Genomic DNA, 21,822 nt, shown 5'->3' on the forward strand with positions numbered 1-21,822 from the left:
CGTCCTGAGCCAGGATCAAACTCTCAAAGTTGAGAAGTTTGCTCTCTTCGTTGCCGAAGATGCTCACTTCGAATCTGTACGTTTCACTCTCTGCGTGTGTTTAGTTTTCAAGGAACCAACTTCATTTTGATGCCTGATAGCTCGCCTCAATATCAGCGTTGTTATCAGGTTTTCATCGCAGCCGCCTCGCGGCGACATCGACTAATATATCACGCCTCCAAACCGAGATCCAGTGGAATCTTCTTCCTTCGCGTATTTTCTTTTTCAAGTGGTACATGTACCGATGCTGCGAGGCTTAACAGCACGCGACACGGACACAGGATACCAGGAACAAGATAAGGTACTGCAAACAAGCCGTCCCGCAACCATAAAAGACCCCTCGGGGGCATCCCAAGGGGCGACAGTCTCACTATCATTAAGTATCTGAACAGGTATCTCAACAGGTATCTCAACATCTGAACAAGTGTATCTGAACGGCATGCGCCCACCGGGCGCTCTCGTTACGCTGTGCCGGCCTCGAACTCCATCGTCGGGGAAAGCGGATCGACTGCAACAAGTGACCCATCTTCAGCCACTTCAAACATTCTTACATCATCACCTGAAATGCTAAATTCCATAAAGCAGCCCCAGCAATAGAACTGGTTGGCGCCAATTTTGCCGTAATCACGAGAATTACAGTGCGGGCATCGCATCTTTTCGTCTCCTTTACGAGAAAGATTCACATCTAGCCTGTCCAGATGACAGGATCGCTAAACGCTAGAATAGAACGTGAAAGCAAAGATCATAGAGGAAGGTACCAGTGGAGTACTTCTCATAAACTCCTCTATGACTGCCGTGTAGGACACACAAAAGGATCTGTGCAGTTGGCTGTAAACCATCTTCACAGAAATTTTGAAGGGTAAAATATACGGTAAACTTACAATCTTTATCGTAACCCATGTGGGTATTTGACGCAACAGATGAATTTCATTGTGCTACAGATTTTTCGAATTCTGCCCCTCATTTTCACTTACGAAGGTCGGGTTGTCGATTGCAACTGAGACACAGTACGCTCGATAATCTCCAGCGCTTGGGAGATCTCCTCTTCTGTCATCTCGTCGGACAGACTGAAGCGAACCGATTCTCGCGCTGCTTTCGGGTCTAGTCCAATCGCCAAAAGCACATGACTCGGGGTCAAACTTCCTGCGGCACAGGCTGATCCTGCTGAAGCGGCAACACCCTCCAGGTCAAGGCGCATCAACAAACGGTCAGCACGAATGCCATGAAAGCGGACATTCAATATATGAGGAACTCCGTCAGGCGGGCTGTTCCAAGTGATAGCGGATATCTTGGATAATCCCTCACGAAGAGCTTGCGAGCGTACGCGAATTGCTTCCGTATGTTCTTCAAAGTGACGACTCAGCCAGTCAACGGCCGCACCGAATCCCACAATAGCGGCCGTATTCTCCGTACCGGCTCGACGCTCACGCTCCTGAGCTCCGCCGCGTAAAACAGACTTCCACTGAGTCCCCCGCCGAATATACAGCGCTCCGATACCTTTTGGTCCACCCAGTTTGTGCGCGGTCATGCTGGCGAGATCGACGCCTGAACGATCAAGCTCCAGCCGAAACACACCTGCAGCCTGTACCATATCTGAGTGCACCAAAACATCCGGAGAAGCACGATGAACCGCTTCGGCGATGGCGGCAACCTGGTTCACTGAGCCAAGTTCATTGTTGACCATCATCACGGAGACACACAAGGTGTCCCCCCGAATTGCCCCAATCACATCTTCTACAGACACCCGTCCGTTCTCATCGACGTCTAGGATGGTGACCTCGAGGCCCATTTCGTGCAGGAGATCGCAAGTATGGAGAACGGCATGATGTTCAACAGCCGTTGTAATGATATGCTTGCGATCCGGTCGGGCAAGCCACGCACCAAGCAGTGCACTGTGAATCGACTCTGTCCCCCCGCTTGTGAACACGATCTCGCTATCCGCACACCCGAAAAACTGTGCAACCGAGTGCCGTGCCTTGTCGACAGCGGATCGCGCGCCACGGCCCAACCCGTAGATGCTGGAGGCATTGCCGTACTCTTCGGTTAGAAAAGGCACCATCGCCTCCATCACTTCTCCTCGGATCGGCGTGGTCGCTGCGTGATCTAGGTAAATCAAACGTTCACACTTCTTCCTGCTGGAATCGCTAATGGAATCGTTAATGGAATCGTTAACTGAATTGTTAATGGAATTGTCCACAACCTGACAAGTCCGCCCCGCATGATACGTCAGATATACCGCACGTCAGATGTAGTACATGTAGCTTCCGGCGTGGCGGTCACGCATATTCGCAAGATCCTGCAGCGTGACACCTGAAAGCACGCTCTGGATAGCCTCTCGAAGCTGGTCCCAAAGTTCTTGAAACCCGTCATCAATTTCTTCATCTACAATCTCAAGCGGGCCTTCGAGCGTCAGAATGGCATCCGCGGCCGTAATTTCACTGCCCGACCGAGCAAGAATATACCCTCCGTAAGCGCCCCGTACGCTCTTTACAAATCCGGCATTGCGAAGCGGCGCAATCAGTTGCTCAAGATAGTGTTCGGACAACCCTTGCCGTTCTGCAATCGTCTTTAAGGCTACGGGTGATCCGGTGTCGTTTTGAGCCAGATCGACAAGCAGCATCAAACCATATCGACCTTTCGTAGAAATCTTCATGTGTGTCCTCCTCTCTTCTTCCTCTCGTGCACGGGCTGAGTCACGCACGACCCGTGTCTATTCACCAGAGTCCGGTCTTTCCTGCAAGTCTGTCCGTTCCTGATAGTATTTCCGCGGTTCAACGCCGACAGGCCAATAATTTTGCTCAACTATATGCCCAGGATAATCGTGCGGATACTTATAACCCACCCCGTTGCCAAGCGCCGCAGCCCCCTGGTACCCTGTTCCGCGAAGATGCGGCGGGACATTGAGCGCTAACCCCTGCTCAATGTCACCGAGCGCACGGTTTACCGCATTGTAGGCGGCATTCGACTTTGGAGCTGAAGCGAGATACGTCGTCACTTGAGCCAGGATAATCCGCGCCTCTGGCATACCGATATGCTGGACTGCCGTGAGTGCTGAAGTGGCGATGACAAGACCCATCGGATCGGCATTCCCAACATCTTCTGAAGCGGAGATCATAAGCCGCCTGGCGATGAATCGGGGGTCCTCGCCCGCTGCCAACATCTTCGCTAACCAGAGCACCGCCGCGTCAGGGTCTGAACCACGGACTGACTTAATAAACGCGGAGATGGTATCGTAATGTTCGTCGCCGCTCGTATCATACACGACCTGCCTTGACTGGATGGAAGAAAGCGCATCTTCACGTGTCACAACGACCGATCCATCTGCTTGCATACCGGTCGACAAAACAGCCAGCTCGAGGGTGTTGAGAAGGCGTCTCGCATCCCCAGACGCTCCACGAACGAGCACCTCTTCAGCCTCCGGGGTAACCGATGCGCGCATCAAGCCAAGTCCGCGATCCTCATCACCCAAAGCGCGACGCAGCAAGTTTCGCAGCTCCTGTTCACCGAGCGGCTGCAACCGGAACACATGCGAGCGCGACACCAAAGCGGGATTGACCTGAAAGTACGGGTTCTCGGTTGTCGCACCGATGAGCGTCAGCAACCCCTGCTCAACGTATGGCAGCAGCGCATCTTGCTGTGCCTTGTTAAAACGATGGATCTCATCGATAAATAACACCGTCTTGCGATGATACATCGAGCGTTCATCCTGGGCACTGCGCACAACTTCCCGAATATCAGCGACACCGGCGGAAACCGCATTCAAGGTCGCGAATCTGGCTTTCGTGGATTTTGCAATGACTTGTGCAAGGGTTGTTTTCCCGGTTCCCGGCGGACCGTAGAAAATCACCGAGGACAGTCTGTCAGCTTCGATTGCCCGTCGCAGCAACGTCCCTGGACCGACAACCTCCTCCTGCCCGACAAATTCGTCGAGCGTCTCGGGCCGCATTCGATACGCAAGTGGAGCGGAATCCGTTTGTTCACGTTCAGCTGCCATGTCAAACAGATCCATCAGTGCACCCTCGCTCCATGGAGTACCCGCTGTACTGCGTCGACAGCCTTCTCAATATCAGCTCGGGAGACATCGTGGTGAGTTACAAAGCGAACCAGTGTTTCCCCAAATGAGGACGCCAGGACCCCCTCCGCCGCCAATTCACGCACAAACTCGGGAACTTCTATGCCGGAGTTTCCAATGTCTGCGATCACGATGTTCGTCTGCACCTTGTCCAGTGCAACCGTAATCCCATTCATCGATGCCAGTTGTTCAGCCAAGTACCGAGCGTTGTGATGGTCTTCTGCCAATCGATCAACCATCTTCGTCAGTGCGATAATCCCAGGCGCCGCAATGACGCCGGCCTGCCGCATGCCGCCGCCCATGCGTTTGCGCCATTGTCGCGCGCGTTCAATAAAATCGCGTGGTCCGACAAGGACGCTGCCCACAGGGGCACACAGCCCTTTAGAGAGACAAATCGAAACCGTATCGACATGCTCAACCACGTCACGCACAGGAACGCCAAGGGCAGCCGCCGCATTGAACACACGTGCCCCGTCCATGTGAAGGGGGATCCCCGAACGCCTCGCAAGCTCACCCACAGCGGCCAAGTCCTCGAGCGGCCAAACTGTACCGCCTGCGCGGTTGTGCGTGTTTTCAACGGCAATCAGCGCCGTCCGAGGTTGATGTACATCCTTTGAACGAATCGCTCTGCGAATCTGGTCAGGTGTCATGATCCCGTTATCCGTCGGAATCTGACGCACCTGCGCCCCTGCGAAGACCGAAATCGCAGCTGCTTCGTAGTAAAAGACATGAGCTTGTGCCTCAACGATCACTTCTTCACCGGTACTCGCATGGGTGGCGATACCAGCCTGGTTTCCTTGAGTACCACTTGTCACAAACAATGCAGCTTCTTTACCCAATAACTCAGCCGCAAGTTCCTCAAGTCGAAGCACCGTCGGGTCTTCGCCATAGACGTCGTCGCCAACCTCAGCCTCATACATTGCCTTTCGCATTTCTTCTGTCGGTTTCGTCACTGTATCACTGCGCAGATCTATTTTCCCCGTCAAAAATTCCACTCCCATCAACTGCAGTACTTCACGCCCGTAATATCTCGTGAATGTTACGAGTATAAATCCGAGTAATTCAGTCGGTCAAGTCCTAGACAATGAGCTTTGAATCCAGCCACAAAGCGCAACGTGGCAGTGTTAGAGGATGTAAAAACGTCAAAAAGACGGCCCATCTGGCCGTCTTTTTAAACATTCTTATGTAGGCTACCCCGCACCTGCCGTGAAACCTTCCGTTTTGAACCTGCTCTCGCAGGTGGGTGTCCTGCGCAGACTGCTTGCAAGTCCACTTCCAACAAGTGTTGGCGTGGCATGTGCGTGCATCTGCGACGTCCGGACTCCCGTAAAAAAGGTGTTGGCTCAAAACACCTAAGGCTTACACCAACAGCGCAGGGAGTACTTCAAACTCGCTCTTGCTTGTGAACTTATGTTACCACCGGAGAGGGTCTCAAGCAAGCTTAAACCACTGGTTGCTCTGGATTCGGTTTCCGCAGGTTGAGGCCAAGCACATCCATCTGCGACGTGCTCACTGCAGACGGCGCATTCATCAACAGGTCTGTTCCGCTCGACGTCTTCGGGAACGCAATGCAGTCCCGAAGTGACTTGCCATGTCCCATAATCATCACCAGTCTGTCCAGTCCAAAGGCTATACCACCGTGCGGCGGTGTCCCGTATTCGAAGGCGTCAAGCAAGAAACCAAACTGTTTTCGCGCCTCTTCCATCGTAAAACCAAGGGCTCTGAACATGCGCTCTTGCAGCTCGCGTTGGAAAATACGCATGCTGCCACCGCCGATTTCATAGCCGTTTAAAACGAGATCGTACGCCTGAGCTCGAACACGGCCTGGTTCAGTCTCGAGCAGCGGGATATCCTCCCACTTTGGCATCGTAAACGGATGATGCTCGGCGACATAGCGTCCCTCATCTTCGTCGTAACTAAGCAGCGGAAAGTCAACCACCCAAAGGAACTTGAACGTATTTTCATCAATCAGTGCCAAGTCCTCACCAAGCTTGAGTCGAAGGGCACCCAGTGCTTGTCTCACGACGCTGATACCTGCCGCCGCGATTAAAATCAAATCGCCTGTCTTCGCGCCAGCGGCTCCAACCAAATTGTGCAGCTCATCTTCCGACAGGAACTTCGCAATCGATGACTTGATGCCCTCTTCTGCAACCGCGACTGTTGCAAGGCCTTTGAGTCCGTAAGTAGCAACAAACTTGGTCAACTCGTCCACTTGTTTCCGAGAGTACCCCGCGCACCCTGGTGCAACGAGTGCCCTCACAGTGCCCCCGGCTGCCAAGGCGTCTTCAAACACTCGGAACGAAGTTCCGCGAACAGCCTCCTCGAGATTCACAATCGGCATGCCAAAGCGAAGGTCCGGCTTGTCCGAACCATAACTGTCCATCGCCTCAGCATACGACATCCGCTGAAACGGACCAGCAATTTCGACACCGAGCACATCTCGGAACAGCCCCTGCAACATCTGCTCCATCATGGACTGAAACACATCCAGTGGAATAAATGATTGTTCAATGTCGAGCTGCGTGAATTCCGGTTGTCTGTCTGCACGCAGGTCCTCGTCTCGGAAACAGCGGGCGAATTGATAATACCGTTCTAACCCAGACACCATCAGCAACTGTTTGAAGAGTTGCGGAGACTGTGGAAGTGCGTAAAAAGACCCTTGCTGTAACCGGCTTGGTACCAGATAATCGCGTGCCCCTTCGGGGGTGCTTTTGGTCAAAATCGGCGTTTCAACCTCCACAAATTCTTGCCCGTTCAGATAAGAACGCAACGACTGATTTACCCGATGACGAAGCATCAACATGTGCTGCATCTCAGGTCGGCGTAAATCCAAATACCGATAGCGCAAGCGGACGGTTTCATCCACATCGACTTCATTTTGAATGTAAAATGGGGGTGTCTTTGACCCGTTTAAAATCTCGACCTCCGTTACAACAACTTCAATGCTGCCAGTTGCAAGTTTCGGATTGACCGCCCTTTCTTCCCGAGCTGCGACTGTACCCCGCACCGTCAGAACGTATTCACTGCGCAGTTGATTGGCCTGTTCCATTGCGGACTTTGCTGTTCCGCGCTCGGCGTCAAATACGAGCTGCACGATCCCGCTTCTGTCCCGCAGGTCCACGAAGATGAGACTGCCGAGGTCCCGCCTGCGACTCACCCAGCCTGCGAGCACGACCGTCGTGCCTGGTGTAACATTGACGGTTTCAACTGCTCGATGGGTTCTTGTCATGGTTTGCATAAGCGTTCAAACCCCTCTCTGTTGGACCTGCAAAATGGCATCGGCCCAAGTCATGTCAACCTGTTCTCCGGTCGCAAGGTTCTTTAGTGCAACGCGCCCTTGGGCGACCTCTGTTTCGCCAAGCACAGCCACATATCTGGCATTCAACCTATCCGCAGCCTTAAACTGAGCCTTCACGCTTCGTTGCAGATAGTCCCTGTCAGCCGACACCCCGGACTTTCGTGCCTGTTGCAACAGCTTCGCTGCCGCCAGCTGCCCACTTGCATCTACTCCAACCACGTAGAGGTCAAGCAGCGGTAGTTCTACCGCTTCTTTGGACTGCTCCGCAAGAACCATCAGAACACGTTCCATTCCACCTGCAAATCCGATCCCAGGTGTTTCTGGGCCGCCAACCTGTGCCACAAGGCCGTTGTAGCGTCCACCGCCGCCAATCGAACTGAATCCTTCAACTACATACTCCCAAGCCGTTCTGGTGTAGTAGTCGAGGCCGCGAACGAGGTATGGATTGAGGCGGTAATCCACATCCATGGCATCAAGTGCACCTTGAACCCCGCTAAAATGCGTCTGACATTCGTCGCAAAGGGATTCTGCGATGGTTGGGGCCCCGACTTCCTTCAGCAGTGCTTGGCAGGATTCGTTCTTGCAGTCAAAAATGCGCAGCGGGTTCTTCTCAAGCCTCGCTTGGCAGTCCTTGCACAGTCTGTCCGCAACGGGGAGCAGACGCTCGATCATGTCTTTTTTGTGCAATGGTCGGCAAACACTGCAGCCAACACTGTTGAGTTCAACAGTGACACCTTTCACGCCAAGGTTGTCGAGGATGTGCAGGTTTAACGCAATGACCTCTGCATCCACACCCGGGTCTTCTGAGCCGAACACCTCACACCCATATTGGTGGAACTGACGATCTCTCCCTTTTTGCGGTTTTTCATAGCGGAACATGGGGCCGACATAATACATTTTCACCGCATCTGGCGATCCAAACAGCTTGTTCTCGACATATGCGCGCACAACCCCTGCCGTTCCCTCCGGCCGCAGGGTCAACGAGCGGTCTCCTCGGTCAGTGAATGTGTACATTTCCTTCTCGACAATGTCTGTGGTCTCTCCGACACCGCGAGCAAACAACTCTGTGTGCTCAAATACAGGCGTTCGAATTTCCTTGAAATTGTAGAGTCTGCAGGTATCTCGAACAGCCTGCTCGAGACGCTGCCATTGTTCCGAAACACCGGGCAGAATATCCGACGTTCCCCGTGGACGCTGGGTTAACATCTCTTGTGCTCCTCTCTAAAGACAAACTTGTACAAACGTAAACGAGCCTCCAAATTACACGCGAAAAAAGAAGTGACACCAATCAAAAAACGCGCCTCCGCCTGTCACTTCGACAGGGACGGAAAAGCGCGCTCCGCGGTGCCACCCTGATTGAGCTCGTAGAGATTCCTATAAGCTCCACTCATCGCGCGTAACGTGCGCCAGCGCCACATGCTTTTGCGACTGCAAAACGCAAATCAGAGTCAGTTCTGACATGCGGCGCACAGATGCGCGTTTACATGGGTTCTTCAAGGGGTCCTTCGCTGTTCACGGTGAGCCTGCTTCCAGCCTCGGCAAGCCTCTCTGTACACCGGTTGAGACAGTTACTGTCCTTGGCATCGAATCACGAAAATAATTTATGGGCGATATTATACTTGTATCACCGTATGCCCGTCAATTCTTTTATCTAGTTCTTCCCGCTTTTGTCCCACAGCAAACGCCACACGCTTGGAGAGACATCCATGGGACTTATCTCGCTGTCTTCAAGGCGCAACAGTGCAGACAAATCTGACTTTGTAGACTCAAACAGGTCCCAAGCGAGATACGCACGCTGTTGATCCGCCTCACATACGTGCATGTCCATCCCCCTTTGTTTGTTTTATGGAGGATAGATTGCCGAGGTTCGGTAGGGATTATGCAACGAATCCAGAGCGAGGCGTAAGATCTCGACAAACAAAACGGTCAGCCTTTGTCAACGACGTTGCGCCCATTGGAGCAGTGCTTCGACAAGCAGGTCCTCTTGACCAGGCAATAAGGTTCTTACATCCCACGTGACATGTCCTCGGTGAACCCGACTAATGATTGCCCGCTCGGGAAGGGTTCTGAGTTCTGCAGCAAGGTCCTCCGCTGAGATCCCAGACACCTGAACCGTTAGAATGCGCGTTGGCAGTGTTTCTCCCGGGAACGCCCCCCCTCCGATGGTCGATTCACTGTCTCCAACTTCAACGTCCATCAACACCCCTAGTTGCGAGTGCAAACGAATCACCTGTGCCAACTGCTCTGCTCTCGCGGCAACCTCAGCGTACGGAGCTGTGATCATCCGGACCACGGGGACCTCCCTCTCTGTGAGTTTTTCGTCCAAATGGTCTAGCAGCGTATTCTCAAGCGCAGCGAGCGTCATCTTATCGAGTCTCAGAGCCCGAGCTAAAGGATGCTTTTTCATCGCATCGATCCATTTCTTACGCCCAACAATCATGCCTGCTTGGGGTCCGCCAAGGAGCTTGTCGCCGCTAAACGAAACGACATCAACGCCGGAGTGGATGCATTCGGGCACCGTTGGCTCGTCCCCAATGCCCCGCTCCGTGTAGTCGAAGAGAGCACCACTTCCAAGATCCTCGTAAAAAACCACCCCGTGATCTTGAGCGGCCGCCGCCAGTGCTTCCCGTTCGGGTTGTTCTGTGAAGCCAATGATTCGGTAATTGCTCGTATGCACACGAAGAATGAGCCTCGTTTGATCTGATATCGCCTGCACATAATCATCGATTCGAGTCTTGTTTGTTGTCCCGACTTCAACGAGACGGACGCCGCTAAGCGCCATAATGTCGGGAATCCGAAACGAACCGCCGATTTCAACGAGTTGTCCGCGTGAAACGATTCCGTCGCCGCCTGCCCCTAGCGTACTCAGTACCAACAGCACGGCGGCAGCGTTGTTATTGACTGCAATGCCTGCTTCGGCCCCAGTCAACTCACAAAGAAGTGATTCGACATGACTATGACGAGAACCGCGCTCTCCGGAAGGGATGTCAAATTCAAGGTTGCTGTACCCCTGCGCGACATTTACAACTGCTTCAAGTGCACGTCGGCTCAGCGGAGCGCGACCCAGGTTCGTGTGAATGATTGTCCCGGTGAGATTGATAACCGGTCGCAGCTGCGGCGAAAGCCTTCGTTGCAACCAGTGCTCTGTCATATCTGCGATCCGTTCAACAGAAGCCATCTCCACCCATGCGTCGTCGTCGATATCACAACTCTGGGCTTGCCTGCGAATATGTGACAGTGTATCCGTAAGAGCGGAAACCAACAGTTGATGACTGGTTTCTGAGAACCTTGTCTTGATGAGGTCGTGATGAAGCAGCTTTCCAATGGCAGGAAGAGAACGCAAGCGGTTTTGATTATTCATGTCGAATCCTCCGTCGTACGGTCCAAATCAATTCCCCTTCACTCTATCACAAGCTTTACATATCAGCGGCATGTCAATCATTATATTGGGTTGTGGTACCATGTTCGTTGATAGAGATTCAGGAAGGAATGAAATCATGGATACAACTCAGTCACGCCTGTGGTACGAACGAGCACAGGCCGTCATCCTCGGGGGCGTTAACAGCCCGTCCCGTGCTTTTAAAGCCGTTGGCGGCGGGTATCCCATTGTGATGGCAAAAGGCGAAGGTTCGCGTTTTACGGACGTCGATGGCAACAACTATATCGACTACTTGGCGGCTTACGGCCCTTTGATTCACGGTCATGCTCATCCGCAAGTCATGCAGGCACTAAAGGCTGCAGCAGATGATGGCATACTCTATGGAACTCCAACGAAATGGGAAGTCGAATTTGCTGAGATGCTGAGGTTGGCCATTCCGGATCTCGAGCGCATTCGGTTTGTCAACTCCGGGACCGAAGCTGTCATGACGACGATTCGGGTGGCGCGCGGGGTTACCGGCCGAAATAAACTGATTAAATTTGAAGGCTGTTACCATGGTCACTCGGATGCAATGTTGGTGGCCGCTGGTTCGGGCCCTTCCTCGATAGGTGTTCCGGACAGTGCTGGCGTTCCACAGACCACCGCAGCGGATGTGATTACCGTTCCGTACAACGACCTGAATGCCCTGGTTGACGCACTCGCGGTTCACGGTTCAGAAGTGGCTGCTGTCCTTGTTGAACCGATTGTGGGCAACTTTGGTATGGTTCCCCCTGAAAGTGACACGTATCTGCGAGACGTCATTAAAGTCGCTCATCAGGCGGGTGCATTGGTTATCTTTGACGAAGTCATCACGGCGTTTCGGTTCCACTATGGCTCGGCAGCGCAACTGTACGACGTTCACCCCGATCTCTATGCGCTCGGAAAAATCATCGGCGGTGGTTTGCCAATCGGAGCGTACGGCGGGAGCAAGGACCTCATGGAGAAGGTGGCTCCCCTTGGACCAGTCTATCAAGCGGGCACGATGGCCGGTAACCCAGCCTCCATGCGCGCTGGTATGGCATGCCTAAACGCACTGATGGACCCCAAGGTCTACGAACGCATGACACAGTTTGGTTTAACGCTCGAAAAGGGCATCTTAGCCAGCGCTGCGAAGGCGGGTCTTCCTGTCACCCTCAATCGGATTGGCGGAGCTTTCACCGTTTATTTTACGGACCGTAAAGTCACACAGTACTCGCATGCGAAGGCTTCGGACTCTGAGCGCTTTGCAGCAATGTTTCGCGGCTTACTGAAACGGGGAGTGTTGTTGGCTCCCTCCAAATACGAGGCATGGTTCGTATCGACAGCTCATACAGAAGCTGATGTGGTCGCAACCCTCAAGGCCGTAGACGATACTTTTATGGAGATGGCCCAACACTCGCAGACACCTGTCACTTGACCGAGTCCCTGACCGTGAACTGAACAATACCCATCTGATGACACAGGCATCAAAAGGGCTGTCCAACACGTCTATCGACGCGGTGGACAGCCCTTTTGTTTTGGTGCGAGCGTCAAATTACATGACGTCCGCGAGTTGACCAACGAGATCGCCCTTTGGACGATAACCGATAATTTGCTTTACGACTTGGCCGTTCTTGAACGCCAAAATCGTTGGAATGCTCATGATGCCAAACTGTTGTGCAGTTGAAGGGTTGTGGTCTACGTCGAGCTTCCCGACAACCAATTGGTTTTGATACTCATCGGAAACCTCTTCCAACACTGGGGCCATCATTTTGCAAGGACCGCACCACGTTGCCCAGAAGTCCACGAGCACCAGTTTATCAGACTGCACAAATGCAGCAAAAGTATCATCCGTTACTTGTTGTGTTGCCATATTCTATCGAACCTCCCAGCATCAAGTCGTACCTTTTGGCACGTTTCTCTTCACTTGGTTATTGTACCACACCAAACCATTTTACCGACAGCGGGAAACGATCTGTACCTATGGGGCGCTGCGCACCTGCCGACTCACCTGGAGAGACAACATCAGCGCAATCAGAGTCAAGGCACCCGCAATCCACCAGGCCACAATCAAGTTGTACCGTATGGCCACAGTCTGCAATGGCAACAGCCAGTATAACAGCGAAGCTGCGATTAGTATACCCGGAACGAGTTTGTGTCGCAGACGGAAGAACCCGTAAATCAACCCACCTGCAGCCAATGTTAAACCGCCTGTCAGGAGTGCTTCTCCATTCAGTTGCCATCTTGTCAACGAGATTCCAATCGCGGGCACCACTGTACTTTGAAACACCATCGCTCCGGTAATGTTACCCAGCGCAAGGCCGTCCTTGCCCTGTCGAATCCATACCACGCTGTTCAGGGTTTCCGGAAGCTCTGTTGCTAACGGAATCAGAATTGCTGACAAAACGAACGGAGGAAGGTTCCAAATCGTTGCAATCTCCTCAACCCCTTGAGAAAGCAGATGTGCCCCACCGACAATTGCGAGCAGTGACAAGGTTAACTGAAAACCGACTGCTGTGCCGCTCGGCGTCTCGGCTTTCCACTGCAGATACAGTGGATGCAATTCCTCAGACTCTGTTGACCCTCCTGCTCGAATCGTTTGCCAAACAAACCACCCGTAGACGAGGAGCAGTAAAAAAGGCGCTGCCCTGTGCAGCAACGGCACCTGCACAATGCCGCTGATCAGAACGAACGAGTAAGCAACGAGAAAAGTCCCCATATCTCTGTGAAAAGCTCGATTCTGGATCATCAGCTGCGCTGGATTCCTGACCTTTTTTCTCGTTAAAAGCAGTGACAAGGCAATAATGAGAGAACCTAGTGTGACCAATAAAAAAGGGGCTCCAAGTATTCCCCCTATGCCGACCTCTTGTGAAGCCTGATTGCCCCGACCGAGGAGGATTGCCGTCACTGGCACCGCTGTCTCCGGAAGCGCCGTTCCGAGGGCTGCGAGCACACTGCCAACAGCGCCCTGTCCCAGCTTTAACTTCACACCGAGCCATTCAACAGCATTGGTGAACAGCTCAGCGCCAAACAACACTAACAAGAGTGCCAAAATCATCAATGCCGCAACCCGCATAGCCTTCCCCCCAAAACACCGTCCATAGACTTTACGCACAAGCCCGTCCGATTATGCGAAGGGATAGCGGAACGCGGACACCAAAAACGACGAATGGCGTGCCAGACCACTCGGTCTGCACGCCAACCTAAACGCCTCCAACTCTTGTTTAATCCCCGGACAACAATCGACTGATAAACGGTTTGGCTATCTCGTGGACGTCTGCCTTGCGATCGACGAAGAGAGCAAACCAGTTGTCCTGATTACCTGTTAAGAACCAAATCTTTCCCTCATCACCAATCACTGAGGTCTCAATGACATGGGACAACCCGACCTCACGTTGAAGGTTGGTGACTGACTTTTTATAGTTGCGAAGAACTTCGAGGAAGCCGTACTCATACTCTCTGTCAGATGCCCCAGCGGTATCGTTGTGGAATGCCACCCATCCCATGACATTCGCGTCTTCTGACAACCGTAAAAACACCTCATGCCAATCCGCTGAATCAAACTCCGGCACTGAAGCTCCATGCAAAAAATACGGAAGTCGATTGCGGTCAAATACTTTCTTCCCTTGCGATTGGCGCGTCCGATATTCAGAAGGGACAACCTCGACGTCTCGGTGGGGTTCAAGCTCCGCCTCATTCCGCGGCGTCTCTTTGGTCACTTCAGCGGCTTTCCCTGCATCCGCACGCACTGCCTCGGCATCATCAGACCATGTTTTAGTCTCATCTTGAGTTGAAACATGGAGGCCGGTATCACGTGTCTCAGCCGCAGTCTCTCGCCGATCTCTGCGTCGCGAGTACTCCCTGTTTGGCGACGCTGTTGTGGATTCTTCAGATGCGGCTGCCGCAGTGGCCTGCGGTGCCTCCATTGTGCTTACGGCTAACTGTGTGTCTGGTAAAGGACGACTTGGTTCAGTGGATGTCGTCTCGACATCGGAATTTTTCTGGACCTTTTTGGCATTTGACCGGCTGCGCCGGACCATCAGCACGTTCATCCAAATCAGCAAGCATATTAGGACAAGTACAACGGCTACCACAGCAAGCATGGAACCCTGCATACGCCCGCCTCCTCTCCTTGCCGATTCTCTGGTTTACCCAGTTTGGTATTTTAATGTCTGTGAATTCGAACCGTTGCATTCATCTGTGGAATGATATACTTTCCGTCTCGTCCCGAAAATGAGATTTTGATCGGGATCCGCTGTACGGTCTTTGTGAATGATCCGGTCGAGGCACCCGTCGGCAACGGCGATGACGCTGCGGCAGACTGGTTTCCGATGTTCACGACGGTTCCCGTAAAAGAGTCTCCAGGGTAAGCGTCAATGTAAATGTCTACTATCTGACCCACGGCGACATTCCTGACTTCTGTCTCAGGAACATAGGCAGTGATGTATTCTGTGTTCAGGTTGGCAATTGCCCCAAGCATAGTGCCTTGGCCAATGACTTCCCCGGCTGTGGCTGCGTTCTGCAACACCTGTCCGCTCGCAGGAGCTGTAACGTTAATGGTTTGCCCAGTCGGCAACTGTTCAACACCAATGACGTCTCCTGAGCTGACTGTTGCGCCTTGCGACATGGTCCACTTGGTCAACTTTCCAGGCGTTAATCCAACGACGTATGTCATATCAGCATCCACATGCGCGTCATTCACGGTGATATAGTTGTGCCGGTTATAGAAGTACCATACGCCTCCGAGCACCGCCGCGATGAGGACAATGAATATAATGATGTTGACAAGAATAATCTGCCTCGCTCGCATGTCCTTCCCTCTCTCTCACTGATTGTACGAAAACTTTACTCAGCATATTTTTCAATCGCAAAACAATCTTATTGTAATATGGGCAGACCCAAAATGGAAGTCCCGACCGAGGGAAACTCCTTACAGGATGACCCACATCTCTCTCGACAATGCACGCCATTGACCATACCGCGGCCGAGAGGGACTCATGTTTAGACCAACAGCTCACTTATTGGTAGTTTTTTTCGTCACTGCGCGAAACACCGGGCATGAAGGAGAGGACTTGAGGCCGCAGCCGCCATACACCAAACGTCAACAAAACAGCAGCCAAAACGGTGTAGAACACGATAAAAATGACCCACGAATGTGCAGTGCCTTGAACCGCGTTTTCAAGCCGTGCTTCTACCCATAGAGGATTCAGTTGCAGGACGTCGGAACCCCATTGCACCAAAAACGCATCTACTGGAAAACGTCCAGCGGCAAACTGTAACCCATAGCCGAGGATCCCTGAGACCAGGGTCATAAATGTCACTGTGGAATAGGACAGGACTGTACTCCATCCGGATCGCAAAGCCAACGTTGACCAGGCAACGCTCAATGCGGCAATCGCTAATATGGTGTACAACTGAAACCCAAACACAGCCAGCGCTTCCTGCGGTACTGCACCACCAAACAGGAACACGAGGCTGTAAAGTGGAAGCGTGACAACGACGAGCAAAGCCAGCAAAGCGCTCGACGAGATAATCTTTCCAATCAGAATCTCTACCGGGCTAAGCGGTGTCGTCAGTAAAACCGCGAGCGTCCTTCGCTCACGTTCGCCGCTGATGGATCCGGCCGCAAACGCCGGCGTCAAAAACGTCACAACTATCATTTGAAGCAGACTGACGACAAGGAAAACCTGCTCGCTTCGAGCAGGCAGTAAAAGCGCAAACTGACCTTGGACATTTTCGTAGAGCAAGAAAAACGTTAAGGCGGCCATACTTAACAAGTACGCAGTGATGACAATCGGCGCCCGGTTTGTTCGCATCCGCTGACGGAATTCCTTGTTTAACAACGGATTGTGTATCACTCTGTCATCACCTCGCCTGTCAGTCGCAAAAACAGTTCCTCGACGTCTGTCTCATATTCGAAGAATTGATGAACAGAAATCCCCCTCTGTACCATCTCCTCCAAAAGCCGCGCCTGTTGGTCCACGGTACCGCCGTAAAAGACTTCCACAAATTCAGGACCGATGTGATAGTTCAGTACATGCTTGTCCTCAGTGAGAGCGGACTTCCAAAGGTCGTCTGACCCAGTTCCGACAATCCGGATGGTCCGATATGCAGTTGAATGATTTTTTAACACATTGACAGAGCTTACCGCCATCATCTCGCCAGCCCGCATGATAGCGAGCTCATCCGCGACCTCGACAAGTTCGTGCAGGATGTGTGAGGTCATCAGGATTGTCTTCCCCATCTCTTTCAGTCGTTGTAACACGGATCGCAGTTCAATCCGAGAACGAGGATCAAGGCCTGAAGCGGGTTCATCCAGAATCAGCACTGGCGGATCGTGCATCAGACAACGCGCCACCTCGAGTCTCTGCTGCATTCCGCGCGACAGCGTGTTGACGTATGCCTCTCGCTTCGCCGCCAAACCGACCCAATCAAGGTACTCATTACAACGCTGCCGGGCAATATCCCTAGGCACTCGGTAGCAGTCAGCATAGAACAACAAGTATTCTTCGCAGCGAATGTCATCAAATACACCAAACGAGTCTGGCATATATCCGATGGACCTCCGGACACCCACCGGGTCGGTCGAGACCTCAAAACCGTTGACGTATGCTTTTCCTGAAGTTGGTGTTGTGAGCGTAACTAACATCGATAGTGCGGTGGTTTTGCCAGCGCCGTTTTCGCCAATGATACCGAACACGGTGCCTTGGCGAACATTTAAATTCAATCGATTCACCACGAGCTGCTTTGCGTATTTTTTGGACAGGTTCTGTGTCACAATCACTGGGTAATCGCCCCCGCAACGGGATAAATGGCCACGTTACCAAACTCCCGGACTAGAACGAGTGTATGGTCTGAAGATGTTCGAATGTCACTCGTAATCGACGGAACACCGGGTGTCCGATCCGTTGTCGTTGCAACCAACAACACATCACCTCTATCTCTGGAACCTGCGAGAAGGTTGACCTGGGCAGCGTAATTACTGAGAGAACGGCCAATCCCGCGCGTCAGATCGCGGTTATAGCTGCCATAGGAAGCAAGGTAAGACCCGTCCACAGACGTATTGGAGGTACTCTGACTGACATTCACCGCAGCACCGGGGCTCAGATCTCCGAGCATAATCAGTTTGCCGTTCCAGCACAACGCAGCATCATGAAGTTGGTAGGGAGTCTCATTGGCCACTGCCCCTGTTAACTGTTTTCCAGATGACCATAGCTGCATGTCAACCTGCCCCTGATTCACTACGGCCCCAGATGAAATGACGTCATGAACCGTCCAGCGCCCGACCTGTGGGTAATGGACGACGGTGTACGTCCCGTGGATGACGCTTGGACCCTGGGACAGAGAATGAACGTCCTTTTGCGACATCGGCAAGACCAGCATCTGAGCACTACTCGAGACGTCAACAGGCCCGATGGACGGGGACATAAAACTCCGTACTCCGTAGCCTTCGGCAGCGCCGTCACCAACGAGATCGAACACACCTACGCCTTCCGTGAGCAAGCCTTGCGGCCGCTCTTGGACACCGAAGCCGTACATGGTGAGCGTTGTGAAAAGACTGACGACAGGCAACACAATCCATCCCCAAGGCTCTCGGCGGAACCGGCGCAGTACCCAGAACAACAACGGGCCAACAGCCAAAACATAAACAGCAAACATGATGCCCCAAAAAGGCAACGAAGGCACGCGAAGCGGCGCGAGCACGGCACTGGCTGATGCGAGACTGTCGATGGGCTGTGCCGTCAACTTTGGCGGCAATGCACTCAGCGGCTGCACATGAATTCGACCAAGAACCTGGGTCCACAATGACGCGTTGTTGGACCACGTCAAAAGCGCTGGTTCGGACGGTGAGAACGCTGTTTCAACGACAGTACCCCGCCCCATCGTGATTTCCGCCACGAGTGGTATCGTCTGTGTCCCTGCCAAAAGTTGTGCATCTGTGTTGAGTCCTGCCGTGGAGACGGATACGGCCTTTGCCGGAGCCGTCGTTGTGCCGGCAAACCGAGCAAATAAGGCGCCCGGTGCCTTGTGCGATGTGCCCGGCAAAAGCGGTAAAATCGACGCTTCCCATGGCGGTGGATCCGGGGTTGTCCCAGTGACTACCAAGAGTCCGCCGAGTTTTACCCACTCCAGTAAACCCTGGCGGTTTACATTGTTCATTTGTTCCAACTCATCAGGCGTCGATACAATCGCTGTGAACGTAGCCAACAAATTGGCGTATGTTGGCAACGCGTTCGGTGCAAAGGTCATGGGCAATACAGGCAGTCCGCCCGTCCCATTTGTACTGCCTGTCAGAAACTGAGCTGCTTCTGCTCTGTTGGACAAAACGCCAACAAACGCAACCTGTCCAAGCTCATTTCCCGATAAACGTGTTTGTGACACAACCTGATTGTTCACCAGACAGTTCACGACTCCATTGCGGTATACAACCCAACCGGGAATGGCTAAGTCTTTTGTCGTGACCCTGCCCTTTTCAAGATGGACACCCCACTCCAGTGCACCAACTGCATTGCGGGTTGCGTCAAACGCATCATTAACGACAACTTGAACCACGACATCCTCTGTTGTCTGAACGTCGTCGAACGTCAGTTTAATTGGCACCCATCCATAACGATCATAAAAACCGTTGAACCCTACAGCGGCCGTCATTTTCACAGACGGTACGGGTATTGCACTCGCGCTCACGACACCAGGCAAAAACACGCTGATGGAAAAAACAACAGCAACTGCAGCCATCACCACTCGCCACAAAACTCGAACTGTCTTGCGTGTTATATATGTACGGAAGGAGTGGTGCCTTGCACTACGGTTCACGCTTTCCATCCGCCCTCTCGTCTTGTCGTCCCACGAGACTGATAATCTCATAGCATGACTCATCACACTGAATTGTAACGTTTCTCGCCTATCTTGACCAACTCTTTGTCCTTGCAGCTTTTGTCTTTGCAGTTGATGCGTGATCTTTTCCACTGCGCCCTCGAGTTGTTTACGGTACAATATTCGTCAAAGGAGGCCTGACCATGTCGCCCTCAAACGAAACCACAGGACTCACCGCGCGACCTCTCATGGACACCTTGGGGCGTGCACTCGTCGACCTCAGGATTTCCGTGACCGATCGCTGTAATTTTCGCTGTCGTTACTGCATGCCACGGGAAGTGTTCGGACCGGATTTTGCTTTTTTGCCTCATGAAGACCTCCTCACGTTTGAGGAAATTGTCAGACTTTCCTCGGTCTTTGCTAAGGCTGGCGTCAAGAAACTCCGAATTACTGGCGGCGAGCCTCTACTTCGCCGAGACCTTGAACAGCTGATTGCCATGCTGGCGAAAACGCCAGGCATTCAGGATATCGCACTGACGACAAACGGGTCTCTGTTAACTCAAAAGCGTGCACAGGACCTTAAGGAAGCGGGCCTGCGCCGCGTGACAGTCAGCCTGGATTCCTTGAGAGACGAAGTCTTTATGGCGATGAATGATGTTCGGTTCCCGGTACAGAAAGTCCTTGAGGCCATAAGAGCAGCAGAAGCAGCCGGTCTGGCTCCCGTAAAAATCAATATGGTAGTGAAACGGGGAGTCAATGAGCAAGACGTTCTGGAAATGGCTGAATATTTCCGAGGGTCCGGACACATCGTCCGATATATCGAATACATGGATGTAGGAAACAGCAATGGCTGGCGGATGGACGATGTGGTCCCTGCGAGCGAAATTCTTGAACGGATCCATGCAAAATGGCCTCTGCATGCCATTGCTCCACACCGCCCGGGCGAGGTGGCAACAAGGTACGTCTACGATGACGGCGGCGGCGAAATTGGAATTATTGCCTCCGTAACGAGAGCCTTCTGCGGAACCTGCACGCGGGCACGCCTATCGCCGGAAGGCCAGTTGTTCACATGTCTGTTTAGTGGTCGCGGGCACGATTTCCGCGCACGTCTCCGTCGCGGCGAAACGGACGAGCAACTGTTTGACTATCTGGCGTCAATCTGGAATATCCGCCGAGACCGCTACTCGGAAATGAGAACCGAAGCAACTCATCGCCGAAAAAAAGTAGAGATGTCCCACATTGGGGGTTGAGCTTCACCTCAGTGAATCCATCGCTCAGCGACTCGTACCCGTACTTGAGTCGATTTGAAAAAAGGCAGTGCCGCTGGTCTCAAACCAACGACACTGCCTTGCTTTCCATCAAATTTCTATGAAATGTCCATCGACTTCTATACTACTCAAGTTCCTGTTAAGTCGTCTACAAGTCAGCTTCCCATCAACTTCTCTACCAAGTCGATGATTAGCGAGGGCCGCCCGCGATGTAGATGACCTGACCCGAGACATAGCTCGAATCTTCACTTACCAGGAATGCAACCACGTTCGCGATGTCTTCCGGTTTGCCTACCCGACGCAACGGAATCTGCTCGGCAGCCATCTTCTTGAACTGTTCCGGGTCCGCGCCAACGCGTTCTGCGGTAGCTTTGGTCATTTCGGTATCAATGAACCCTGGTGCCACAGCATTGACATTAATGTTGAATGGTCCAAGTTCAATCGCCAACGTGCGGGTAAACCCTTGCAGACCCATTTTCGCAGCGGAGTAGTTCGCCTGTCCACGGTTGCCAAGTGCACTGGTGCTGCTGGTATTCACAATTTTGCCGTATTTTTGATTGACCATGTAGGACTGAACTGCCTTGCTGCACAGGAATGCTCCTTTGAGATGAACATTTATAACAGTATCCCAATCGGACTCGGTCATTTTGAATAACAGGTTGTCCCGAATGACACCTGCATTGTTGACGAGAATATCAATGTGGCCAAAGTCATCGGCGACCTTCTTGACTGCTTGCTGCACCTGATCGGCTTGGCTGACATCGCAACCGATGCCAACTGCAGTTCCGCCAGCCTGCTGGATGGCTGCCACAGTCTCAGCCGTATCGGCTTCACGGAGATCAATCACCGCTACGGCCGCTCCATCTGCCGCTAAACGTTTTGCAGTTGCTGCACCAATGCCGCGGCCTGCACCTGTTACGATTGCTACTCTTCCTGTCAAATTCCCCATGTTGAA

At 52.7% G+C, this 21,822-nt stretch carries 19 protein-coding genes and 1 other RNA gene; 2 read left to right on the plus strand and 18 right to left on the minus strand.

Features of this window, described 5'->3' with window-relative positions; translation table 11 throughout:
* Positions 1 to 500: 500 nt before the first annotated feature.
* The 10 genes from AN477_RS07875 to selA form a co-directional block, all read right to left on the minus strand.
* Positions 501 to 692 carry a hypothetical protein gene (locus AN477_RS07875; protein WP_054968628.1) on the minus strand — a complete coding sequence of 64 codons (192 nt, stop codon included), beginning with the start codon at positions 690 to 692 and terminating at the stop codon, positions 501 to 503.
* Between the two features lie 317 nt (positions 693 to 1,009).
* Positions 1,010 to 2,155: a cysteine desulfurase family protein gene (locus AN477_RS07880; RefSeq protein WP_054968629.1), complete on the minus strand. Its 1,146-nt coding sequence runs from the start codon at positions 2,153 to 2,155 to the stop codon at positions 1,010 to 1,012.
* Between the two features lie 126 nt (positions 2,156 to 2,281).
* Positions 2,282 to 2,692, minus strand: coding sequence for an RrF2 family transcriptional regulator (locus AN477_RS07885; protein WP_054968630.1), 411 nt, complete (start codon positions 2,690 to 2,692; stop codon positions 2,282 to 2,284).
* A gap of 57 nt (positions 2,693 to 2,749) precedes the next feature.
* Positions 2,750 to 4,048 carry a replication-associated recombination protein A gene (locus AN477_RS07890; RefSeq protein ID WP_054968631.1) on the minus strand — a complete coding sequence of 433 codons (1,299 nt, stop codon included), beginning with the start codon at positions 4,046 to 4,048 and terminating at the stop codon, positions 2,750 to 2,752.
* Positions 4,048 to 5,112 carry a low-specificity L-threonine aldolase gene (gene ltaE, locus AN477_RS07895; RefSeq protein WP_054968632.1) on the minus strand — a complete coding sequence of 355 codons (1,065 nt, stop codon included), beginning with the start codon at positions 5,110 to 5,112 and terminating at the stop codon, positions 4,048 to 4,050. Before ltaE ends, AN477_RS07890 begins: the two co-directional genes overlap by 1 nt.
* 187 nt (positions 5,113 to 5,299) lie before the next feature.
* Positions 5,300 to 5,493: non-coding RNA, 6S RNA (gene ssrS / locus AN477_RS23705), on the minus strand.
* Positions 5,494 to 5,552: 59 nt separating this feature from the next.
* On the minus strand, positions 5,553 to 7,349 hold the full coding sequence (aspS, locus tag AN477_RS25225; RefSeq protein ID WP_425388138.1) for an aspartate--tRNA ligase: 1,797 nt from the start codon (positions 7,347 to 7,349) through the stop codon (positions 5,553 to 5,555).
* Positions 7,350 to 7,355: 6 nt separating this feature from the next.
* Positions 7,356 to 8,615 (minus strand): histidine--tRNA ligase, encoded by a 1,260-nt coding sequence (hisS, locus tag AN477_RS25230; RefSeq protein ID WP_054968633.1) that lies wholly within the window; start codon positions 8,613 to 8,615, stop codon positions 7,356 to 7,358.
* A gap of 445 nt (positions 8,616 to 9,060) precedes the next feature.
* Positions 9,061 to 9,231 (minus strand): hypothetical protein, encoded by a 171-nt coding sequence (locus AN477_RS24355; RefSeq protein ID WP_157061868.1) that lies wholly within the window; start codon positions 9,229 to 9,231, stop codon positions 9,061 to 9,063.
* A gap of 114 nt (positions 9,232 to 9,345) precedes the next feature.
* Positions 9,346 to 10,770: an L-seryl-tRNA(Sec) selenium transferase gene (gene selA / locus AN477_RS07910; protein ID WP_054968634.1), complete on the minus strand. Its 1,425-nt coding sequence runs from the start codon at positions 10,768 to 10,770 to the stop codon at positions 9,346 to 9,348.
* Positions 10,771 to 10,906: 136 nt separating this feature from the next.
* Here selA and AN477_RS07915 point away from each other — a divergent pair, with 136 nt between their 5' ends.
* Positions 10,907 to 12,223, plus strand: coding sequence for a glutamate-1-semialdehyde 2,1-aminomutase (locus AN477_RS07915; RefSeq protein ID WP_054968635.1), 1,317 nt, complete (start codon positions 10,907 to 10,909; stop codon positions 12,221 to 12,223).
* 117 nt (positions 12,224 to 12,340) lie between these two features.
* On the opposite strand, the gene trxA is transcribed toward AN477_RS07915, so the two are convergent.
* From trxA to AN477_RS07950, 7 genes are all read right to left on the minus strand, one after another.
* The gene (gene trxA, locus AN477_RS07920) at positions 12,341 to 12,658 is read right to left on the minus strand and encodes a thioredoxin (protein WP_054968636.1); all 318 of its coding nucleotides are present in this window, start codon (positions 12,656 to 12,658) and stop codon (positions 12,341 to 12,343) included.
* A gap of 108 nt (positions 12,659 to 12,766) precedes the next feature.
* Complete coding sequence (locus tag AN477_RS07925) at positions 12,767 to 13,861, minus strand: sodium:calcium antiporter (protein ID WP_054968637.1); 1,095 nt, start codon at positions 13,859 to 13,861, stop codon at positions 12,767 to 12,769.
* Positions 13,862 to 14,009: 148 nt separating this feature from the next.
* Entirely contained in the window at positions 14,010 to 14,900 is an 891-nt protein-coding gene (locus AN477_RS07930) for a hypothetical protein (RefSeq protein ID WP_054968638.1), read from the minus strand.
* 50 nt (positions 14,901 to 14,950) lie between these two features.
* Positions 14,951 to 15,595, minus strand: a complete 645-nt coding sequence (locus tag AN477_RS07935) for an efflux RND transporter periplasmic adaptor subunit (RefSeq protein ID WP_054968639.1) — start codon at positions 15,593 to 15,595, stop codon at positions 14,951 to 14,953.
* A 208-nt stretch (positions 15,596 to 15,803) separates the two neighbouring features.
* Positions 15,804 to 16,643, minus strand: coding sequence for an ABC transporter permease (locus tag AN477_RS07940; RefSeq protein ID WP_245631760.1), 840 nt, complete (start codon positions 16,641 to 16,643; stop codon positions 15,804 to 15,806).
* Positions 16,640 to 17,569, minus strand: a complete 930-nt coding sequence (locus AN477_RS07945; protein ID WP_054968640.1) for an ABC transporter ATP-binding protein — start codon at positions 17,567 to 17,569, stop codon at positions 16,640 to 16,642. Before AN477_RS07945 ends, AN477_RS07940 begins: the two co-directional genes overlap by 4 nt.
* The gene (locus AN477_RS07950; protein WP_157061869.1) at positions 17,566 to 19,650 is read right to left on the minus strand and encodes a hypothetical protein; all 2,085 of its coding nucleotides are present in this window, start codon (positions 19,648 to 19,650) and stop codon (positions 17,566 to 17,568) included. The genes AN477_RS07945 and AN477_RS07950 overlap by 4 nt, the downstream gene beginning before the upstream one ends.
* A 152-nt stretch (positions 19,651 to 19,802) precedes the next feature.
* Here AN477_RS07950 and moaA point away from each other — a divergent pair, with 152 nt between their 5' ends.
* On the plus strand, positions 19,803 to 20,849 hold the full coding sequence (gene moaA / locus AN477_RS07955; RefSeq protein WP_157061870.1) for a GTP 3',8-cyclase MoaA: 1,047 nt from the start codon (positions 19,803 to 19,805) through the stop codon (positions 20,847 to 20,849).
* A gap of 208 nt (positions 20,850 to 21,057) precedes the next feature.
* Here the strand turns inward: moaA and AN477_RS07960 are convergent, their stop codons facing one another.
* Complete coding sequence (locus AN477_RS07960) at positions 21,058 to 21,816, minus strand: beta-ketoacyl-ACP reductase (protein WP_054968642.1); 759 nt, start codon at positions 21,814 to 21,816, stop codon at positions 21,058 to 21,060.
* Between the last annotated feature and the right edge of the window lie 6 nt (positions 21,817 to 21,822).

It is taken from the genome of Paenalicyclobacillus ferrooxydans, assembly GCF_001399675.1.
GTDB classification, from domain to species: Bacteria; Bacillota; Bacilli; order Alicyclobacillales; family Alicyclobacillaceae; genus Alicyclobacillus_B; species Alicyclobacillus_B ferrooxydans.

Bases quoted from the DNA above. Each gene is read 5' to 3' on its own strand.
- AN477_RS07960 (WP_054968642.1), bottom strand. From the start codon at position 21,816: ATGGGGAATTTGACAGGAAGAGTAGCAATCGTAACAGGTGCAGGCCGC.
- AN477_RS24355 (WP_157061868.1), bottom strand. From the start codon at position 9,231: ATGCACGTATGTGAGGCGGATCAACAGCGTGCGTATCTCGCTTGGGAC.
- selA (WP_054968634.1), bottom strand. From the start codon at position 10,770: ATGAATAATCAAAACCGCTTGCGTTCTCTTCCTGCCATTGGAAAGCTG.
- moaA (WP_157061870.1), top strand. From the start codon at position 19,803: ATGTCGCCCTCAAACGAAACCACAGGACTCACCGCGCGACCTCTCATG.
- hisS (WP_054968633.1), bottom strand. From the start codon at position 8,615: ATGTTAACCCAGCGTCCACGGGGAACGTCGGATATTCTGCCCGGTGTT.
- trxA (WP_054968636.1), bottom strand. From the start codon at position 12,658: ATGGCAACACAACAAGTAACGGATGATACTTTTGCTGCATTTGTGCAG.
- AN477_RS07935 (WP_054968639.1), bottom strand. From the start codon at position 15,595: ATGCGAGCGAGGCAGATTATTCTTGTCAACATCATTATATTCATTGTC.
- AN477_RS07915 (WP_054968635.1), top strand. From the start codon at position 10,907: ATGGATACAACTCAGTCACGCCTGTGGTACGAACGAGCACAGGCCGTC.
- aspS (WP_425388138.1), bottom strand. From the start codon at position 7,349: ATGCAAACCATGACAAGAACCCATCGAGCAGTTGAAACCGTCAATGTT.
- AN477_RS07925 (WP_054968637.1), bottom strand. From the start codon at position 13,861: ATGCGGGTTGCGGCATTGATGATTTTGGCACTCTTGTTAGTGTTGTTT.
- ltaE (WP_054968632.1), bottom strand. From the start codon at position 5,112: ATGGGAGTGGAATTTTTGACGGGGAAAATAGATCTGCGCAGTGATACA.
- AN477_RS07875 (WP_054968628.1), bottom strand. From the start codon at position 692: ATGCGATGCCCGCACTGTAATTCTCGTGATTACGGCAAAATTGGCGCC.
- AN477_RS07950 (WP_157061869.1), bottom strand. From the start codon at position 19,650: ATGAGATTATCAGTCTCGTGGGACGACAAGACGAGAGGGCGGATGGAA.
- AN477_RS07890 (WP_054968631.1), bottom strand. From the start codon at position 4,048: ATGGATCTGTTTGACATGGCAGCTGAACGTGAACAAACGGATTCCGCT.
- AN477_RS07885 (WP_054968630.1), bottom strand. From the start codon at position 2,692: ATGAAGATTTCTACGAAAGGTCGATATGGTTTGATGCTGCTTGTCGAT.
- AN477_RS07930 (WP_054968638.1), bottom strand. From the start codon at position 14,900: ATGCAGGGTTCCATGCTTGCTGTGGTAGCCGTTGTACTTGTCCTAATA.